Genomic DNA, 6588 nt, shown 5'->3' with positions numbered 1-6588 from the left:
CAATGCGGGCAACGGAGTTTCGTCAACAAAAAACGGCTCTCATCCGGAGAGAACCTGGTATCACAGATTTTGCACAGGAGCTGCCCTTTGGAGCCATTGTTCTTGTAAAGGAATGGCTTGGGGGCATCACAGCGAGGACAGGAGCAGTCATCCGGGATGTGGCAATCGGAGCGGCGGCTTATGGGGCGGATCATCTTGCCGTAACGTTTTTCGTAGTAAGGGATGAGATCCTTGTAAGTCCAGTCTTGCCGGAAGTCAGTGATCAGAGGAAGCTCATCAATTTTGAATTTTTGGTACTTGGGAGAATGAGAATCATCAAAAGCCCACTGTTTGAGAGGGATGTATCTGCAAATAAAGTTAATTAGCCAGCAGTTTTGGCGATAAAGGTATTGAATAATGTTAAGTAAATAAAGTATAATGTCCATGAGCAATGAAATCCTTTCTGGTATTTTGGAATTTTGGTCGAGGACATTATACCAAAAAAAGGGAGGTCATTGCTCTTTTTATTGCAAACTCCCATAAAATCAAGGTTTAAACAATAAAACAGGTAGTGAAACTTGACACTACCGCTTGTAACAAGGAGGAAACGGAAATGAAAGCAATTAAACTGGCAGAACCAAGACAGGTGGATTGTGTTGAATTGGAAAAGCCGGTACCAGGTCCCGGACAGGCCCTGATCCGCATTAAGACAGCCGGTATCTGCGGCAGCGATATCGGTGCATTCAGGGGAACCAACAAGCTGGTATCCTATCCAAGGATTATCGGACATGAGCTGGCAGGCATCATTGAGGAGATCCCGGCAGACAATCCCAAGGGATTAAAGGTGGGGGACAAAGTGATCGTGGATCCGTATCTTTACTGCGGAACATGTTATCCCTGCAGCATTGGCCGCACCAACTGCTGCACCAGCCTGAAGGTTCTGGGCGTACATATTGACGGGGGAATGGCTGAATATTACTGCCATCCGGCGGACATGCTGGTGAAAATGCCTGAAGATATGGACTGGACCGATGCAGCCATGGCTGAGCCGCTGACCATTTCCCTTCACGGGATCCACAGAGGCGGTTTAAAGGCAGGGGAGTATTGTGCCATTATCGGCGCAGGCCCCATCGGACTTCTGGCAGGCATGATCGCCCAGGCATACGGCGCACACGCCATCCTTCTGGATTTGGTTCAGGAACGTCTGGATTTTGCAAGGGAACTGGGAATTGAGTATGTGATCAACTCCAGGGAAGAAAACCCGGTGGAGCGCGTCAGTGAGATCACGGGCGGAACAATGGCACAGCAGGTAATGGAGTGCAGCGGCGCCAATGTGGCGGTGCTTCAGACCCTTGACCTGGTCAGCCACGCGGGCAGGATCACCCTGACCGGATGGCCGCCAAAGGAAACTCCGATCCCCACCGATGTCATTACCCGCAAGGAGATCGATATCCGCGGTGCGCGCACCAGCGCAGGGGAATTTGAGGAAGCCATTGAGCTGATCTACACCAAAAAAGTGGATGTGGCAAAGATCCTTACAAAGACCATTGGGCTGGAGGAAGCTCCTGAGACCATCAGGGACATTGAGAAGAACCCGGGAAACTATATGAAGGTTGTTGTAAAGATGGATTAAAGATCTTTGATCCTATGAATTGCCCTTTGGCAACTTTAAAGATGCATCCTGCCACAGCAGAAGGCTGTGGTAAGATGCATTTTTTGTCCACATCACAGAATATCCATATTAAGGGGCATCAGCAGGTGGGCGATCAGGATCCTGTAGGCTTTATCCCCGTCCTCTGATTTTAAGCAGTTATAAAGTTCCTGGTGTTCCTCAAAGGTGGCCTGGACCCGCCCTTCAATGGACAGGGCGTTGGATGTGGTCAGATGGATCATATACATGAGGCGCTGGAACAGATGGTTAAACTCATCATTGTCAGCATAGTGGACTAAAAGGAGGTGGAACCGGTGGTCCTCCTCGATAAAGGAGCTGCGGGAGGCCGGGGAGGCCAGCGCCTTTTTCTGCCGGGCCAGGGAGCGCTCCATGTCTTTTAACAGCTTCTGGCAGCGCTTCTCAGAGGGCTGTGATGCGATCAGATGGACGCAAAAGCCCTCGATGGCACAGCGGATCTGTATGGATTCCCTCATGGATTCCTTGCTCAGCTGGCGTATCTTAAAGCCGCGGCTGGGAATGATAGTGATATACCCGTCTTGGGAAAGGCACTGGAGCGCCTCCCTCATGGGAGTGCGGGAGATACCCAGTTCCTTGGAGATTTTTGTCTCGGAATAAAGCACCCCGGGTGTCAGGATGTTGGAAAGGATCTGCTCCTTTAATGTATCATAAGCTTGTGACTGCAGTGAATTTTTGATAACCATAATCAAACTCCTTACTTCCCCGTTGGTATGGATGGTGCGAACATGGGGATCAATACTCGGTTCAGGCACATGGATCAAACACGCTGATCAAGCACGCGGAAAATATTGAATTAATCATACCCCAGATAGTCCCCAAAGTCAATGAAAAAACACTTGACCGGTATACCGGTATACTGGTATAATGAACTCAACAAACAATGTATCATAAAGAAGCAGGAGGTATAGTAATGAGCGTATATGATTTAGGTAATGGTTTAAGACTGGTTGATTTAACAAAGGTTCTGGATCCCGCAACAGAGTCAAGAAGGTGTCATCTGATCCGTTACAACACAGGCGGCCCGATCCCGGATTTCCACACAGCACTGGATCTGACCACACATCTGGGAACACACTGCGAGTGTCCTTACCATCACTTTGAGGATGGCAAGTCGGTTGGAGAGCTTCCGCTGACCACATTTATGGGCCGTGCCATTTATGTAAATATCGATTTCCTGGAGCCCAACTCACATATCAGCGCCGCTGATCTGGACCGTGCCTGCGGCGACCGCATCAAAGAGGGCGACATTGTGATCCTTGACAGCAACTGGAAATTCCCTCCATTTACACCGGCTACCAACAGCCCTGATGACAAGCGTCTGTTCATCAATGCTGAGAGTGCATGGTGGTTCCGCAACCATAAGGTTAAATGTGTTGGCTTTGGCGATGGTGTTTCCATTGAAAACTGCAACGAGGATGTAAAACCGTTCCATGATATCCTGATGGAAGTTGACATTGTATTCCTGGAAGTATTAAAGAACCTGGAGGATCTGACCACTGACACGTTCTTCATGTCCTATACTCCATTACCACTGATCGGTGCCGACTCCATGCCGGTGCGTGCGTATGCCATCGAGGGCCTGCCGGGATTTACTGCATAATAGAAGGTGAGAACAATATGAGAATAGCTGTAATCGGCGCAGGGGCCATGGGCTCCATCTATGGCGGACATCTGTCACAGCACAATGAGGTATATCTTGTAGATACGGCAGCTCCTGTTGTGGAGCATATTCAAAAGGAAGGATTGAAACTCCAGGAAAATGGAGAGGATATCCTGTTTAACCCCATGGCAGTTACCTCCACTGAGGGCGTAGGGACCGTGGATCTGGTGATCCTGTTTGTGAAGGCGCTGTTTTCAAGGGCGGCCCTCTCAGGCAACGGCGGCCTGATTGGACCGGATACCTATGTGATGACTCTCCAGAACGGCTCCGGCCATGAGGATATATTGGGAGAGTTTGTGGATCAGGACCATATCATTATCGGGACCACCGAGGATAACGGCGCGGTTTTGGGCCTGGGCCATATCAGGCGCGGCGGCGCGGGCAACACCAATGTGGGCATGCTGACCGAGGATAAGAATGGATTTCTTCCTAAATTAAAAGAAGCCTTTGATTGCTGCGGTTTTAATGTAAAGATACATGAAAATATCCAGCAGCTGATCTGGGATAAGCTTTTTACCAATGTTTCATTAAGCGCTGTGACCGGCATCCTTCAGGTGGATATGGGTTACATTGCGGCCAATGAATATGCATGGGCCATGACAACCAGCCTGATCAGGGAAGCGGTGGCAGTGGCAAAAGCCATGGGCCTTACCGCAGATGAAGAACAGATCATGGCCAAGGTAAAGAAGACATCAGAGATGTCGCCCAATGGCTGTACCTCCATCCGGGCTGATTTAAGGGACGGACGCAGGACAGAGGTGGATACCATCAGTGGTTCCGTGGTCCGCGCTGCCGCAAAAGTGGGCGTACCTGTGCCAAGCCATGAATTTGTGGTGAATATGGTGCATGCGCTGGAAGGTAAGAACTGAAATTACAGGGAGTATTTTTAATGGAATAGACAGGGAGCCCCCGCACCGGAAGACAAACCGGCGCGGGGGCTCCTTTTTAAGCATTGCGGTCCTGTTAGCGCGGTCCTGCCAGGCCGGTTCTACCAGATCCCCAATACCCTTTGCAGCATCAGGCTGACGCCCGTGATCCCGACCCAGCAGCAGGCGCCCATAAAGATCGGTTTCCCCCCTGTTTTGATCAGCTTGACCAGATTAGTGTTAAGTCCGATGGCAGCCATGGCCAGCACGATAAAGAATTTGCTCAGTTCTTTGACCGGCTGGAAGACAGCCATGGGCACGCCGGCCTGGAGGGCAATGGTGGTTATGATGGAAGCGGCCATAAAGTACAGGATGAAAAATGGGAAGATATCTTTAAAGCTCACGGCCTGCCCCTGGGCCTTGTCATTCTTCTCCTCGTTTCTGGTCCTTATAAATGCCAGGACCAGGGTGATGGGGATAATGGCCAGTGTTCTGGTAAGCTTTACCGTAACCGCCTTGTCCAGGGTTGCTGAACCCAATTTCCACATGCCGTCCCAGGTGGCGGCAGCCGCTGTCACGGAGGAGGTATCATTGATGGCCGTGCCTGCGAATACTCCAAAGGCATTGCCTGAGGCTGTGTCAAATCCCAGCATTTTACCAAACATGGGAAACAGGATGGCTGCCAGAACATTAAAGAAGAAAATAACGGAAATTGCCTGGGCCACCTCCTCGTCATCCGCGTCAATGACCGGCGCGGTGGCAGCTATGGCTGATCCGCCGCAGATGGAAGAACCCACACCCACCAGGGTGGAGATCTTTGACGGTATATGCATGATCTTATGTAAAGCAAATGCGATCACAAGGGAGGTGGTAATGGTGGACAGGATAATGGGCAGGGATTGCCTGCCTGTTTCCAGCACAACGCTTAAGTTCATTCCGAATCCAAGGAGGATTACGGCCCACTGAAGTATCTTTTTTGATGTGAATTTGATGCCCGGTTCCAGTTCGCCTTTGTTTTTGATGAAACCGGTGAGGATCATGCCGGCTATGATGGCGATCACGGCGCCGCCTACAATGGGAAACATTTTCCCTAAAAACCAGGATGGCAGTGCGATGGCAAGGCACAGTAAAAGTCCTTTCCATTTGTTTTTTAATCCTAACATTCCTAAAACCTCCTAAGTAATCACTTTTTCTTTCTTATCCGCATTACATGGTAACTTATGGAAAACATAAAGTAAAATTATATATATTTATATTTTGATAAAGTTATGTTATGATAAGGAAAGATTGGGCAAAAACGGACGAAAAATAGGTGTATGGAGAAGTTGGGATAAGGGGGATTAAGGATATGCTGGATTTCAGAGTCTATACCTTTCTTGCTGTCTGTGAATATATGAATTATACAAAGGCTGCGGAGGCGCTCCATATTACACAGCCGGCTGTGTCCCAGCATATACGGTATCTGGAGACGCTTTACGGCGTCAGGCTGTTCGCAAGCGAGGGAAAGAAGATACATCTTACCCCGGCAGGCAAGAGACTTCTGCAGGCGTCTACCACTTTAAAAAATGACGAGGAATTTTTAAAGGAAGTGCTGCGCTGTGTGCCGGAGCAGGGACCTACCCTCCGGTTTGGCACAACCAGGACCATTGGCGAATCTGTCATATCAGCGCCTCTGGCCGGTTACATCCATCGTCACCCGGAGGCCAACATCAAGGTGGCCATCGGGAACACGGATGAGCTGCTTCACAAACTTACATCCGGGGAAATACAGTTTGCCCTGGTGGAAGGATATTATGACCAGCAGGCATATGACTCTTTGGTCTATTGCACGGAGCCGTTCATACCTGTGTGCGCGGCCTGCCATCAGTTTAAGAAGGATCCCGGACAGCTAAAGGACCTTTTAGGGGAACACCTGCTGATTCGTGAACCTGGGTCGGGGACCAGGGATATCCTGGAGAAAAACCTGGAGATCAAGAACATACGCCTGGGTGATTTCGCCCATATGACAGAGGTGGGGAGCATGCATGTGATATTGCAGCTCCTGGAAAAGGATTCAGGTATTACCTTCCTTTACCGGACCGCTGTGGAGCAGGGGATTCAGGACGGGACCATCAGGGAGCTGCGGCTGAAGGATTTTCAGATGGAGCACGACTTTGCATTTATATGGAATAAAGGCAGCATATACGGGGACGAGTACAGGGAGATATGCAGGGAACTGCAGTGAGCTGTAGCGAGCCGCAATATAATGAAATATAATAGGAAGAGCCGGAATCCGTACCGGGGCAAGGATTAAACATGCTCCGGTATGGATTCCGGCTCTTTTTATGCGGGATTAGCTTTGCATCAGGTAAACAGCCTGTGTTCGGCGGGCTCTGCCTTGTATCAGAAAAGTG

6 protein-coding genes and 1 pseudogene are annotated in these 6588 nt (G+C 49.8%); 4 read left to right on the top strand and 3 right to left on the bottom strand.

Annotated features, from left to right (window positions below):
• Positions 1-425 (bottom strand): annotated as a pseudogene (locus ABID13_RS19725) (transposase); the annotation flags it as partial.
• Between the two features lie 167 nt (positions 426-592).
• Here ABID13_RS19725 and ABID13_RS19720 point away from each other — a divergent pair.
• Positions 593-1612, top strand: coding sequence for a zinc-binding alcohol dehydrogenase family protein (locus tag ABID13_RS19720; RefSeq protein WP_007866266.1), 1020 nt, complete (start codon positions 593-595; stop codon positions 1610-1612).
• A gap of 92 nt (positions 1613-1704) precedes the next feature.
• Here ABID13_RS19720 and ABID13_RS19715 read toward each other — a convergent pair whose 3' ends face one another.
• Complete coding sequence (locus ABID13_RS19715; protein ID WP_007866265.1) at positions 1705-2352, bottom strand: GntR family transcriptional regulator; 648 nt, start codon at positions 2350-2352, stop codon at positions 1705-1707.
• Positions 2353-2579: 227 nt separating this feature from the next.
• On the opposite strand from ABID13_RS19715, the gene ABID13_RS19710 reads away from it, so the two are divergent.
• Positions 2580-3269 carry a cyclase family protein gene (locus ABID13_RS19710; protein ID WP_007866264.1) on the top strand — a complete coding sequence of 230 codons (690 nt, stop codon included), beginning with the start codon at positions 2580-2582 and terminating at the stop codon, positions 3267-3269.
• Between the two features lie 17 nt (positions 3270-3286).
• A complete protein-coding gene (locus ABID13_RS19705; protein WP_045093469.1) occupies positions 3287-4198 on the top strand; it encodes a ketopantoate reductase family protein in 912 nt (303 codons plus the stop codon).
• A gap of 119 nt (positions 4199-4317) precedes the next feature.
• On the opposite strand, the gene ABID13_RS19700 is transcribed toward ABID13_RS19705, so the two are convergent.
• On the bottom strand, positions 4318-5358 hold the full coding sequence (locus ABID13_RS19700) for a YeiH family protein (protein WP_007866260.1): 1041 nt from the start codon (positions 5356-5358) through the stop codon (positions 4318-4320).
• Positions 5359-5543: 185 nt separating this feature from the next.
• Between ABID13_RS19700 and ABID13_RS19695 the strand changes: the two genes are divergently transcribed.
• Positions 5544-6419 carry a LysR family transcriptional regulator gene (locus tag ABID13_RS19695; protein WP_007866258.1) on the top strand — a complete coding sequence of 292 codons (876 nt, stop codon included), beginning with the start codon at positions 5544-5546 and terminating at the stop codon, positions 6417-6419.
• The last annotated feature ends 169 nt before the right edge of the window (positions 6420-6588 follow it).

Source organism: Enterocloster citroniae, from assembly GCF_040545455.1.
Lineage (GTDB): Bacteria > Bacillota > Clostridia > Lachnospirales > Lachnospiraceae > Enterocloster > Enterocloster citroniae.
The sequence above is the reverse complement of the archived record's forward strand: the minus strand, read 5'-3'. Positions and strand labels throughout refer to the sequence as shown.

Excerpts from the sequence above, each read along its gene's own strand:
- ABID13_RS19720 (WP_007866266.1), top strand. The coding sequence starts at position 593 with ATGAAAGCAATTAAACTGGCAGAACCAAGACAGGTGGATTGTGTTGAA.
- ABID13_RS19715 (WP_007866265.1), bottom strand. The coding sequence starts at position 2,352 with ATGGTTATCAAAAATTCACTGCAGTCACAAGCTTATGATACATTAAAG.
- ABID13_RS19710 (WP_007866264.1), top strand. The coding sequence starts at position 2,580 with ATGAGCGTATATGATTTAGGTAATGGTTTAAGACTGGTTGATTTAACA.
- ABID13_RS19705 (WP_045093469.1), top strand. The coding sequence starts at position 3,287 with ATGAGAATAGCTGTAATCGGCGCAGGGGCCATGGGCTCCATCTATGGC.
- ABID13_RS19700 (WP_007866260.1), bottom strand. The coding sequence starts at position 5,358 with ATGTTAGGATTAAAAAACAAATGGAAAGGACTTTTACTGTGCCTTGCC.
- ABID13_RS19695 (WP_007866258.1), top strand. The coding sequence starts at position 5,544 with ATGCTGGATTTCAGAGTCTATACCTTTCTTGCTGTCTGTGAATATATG.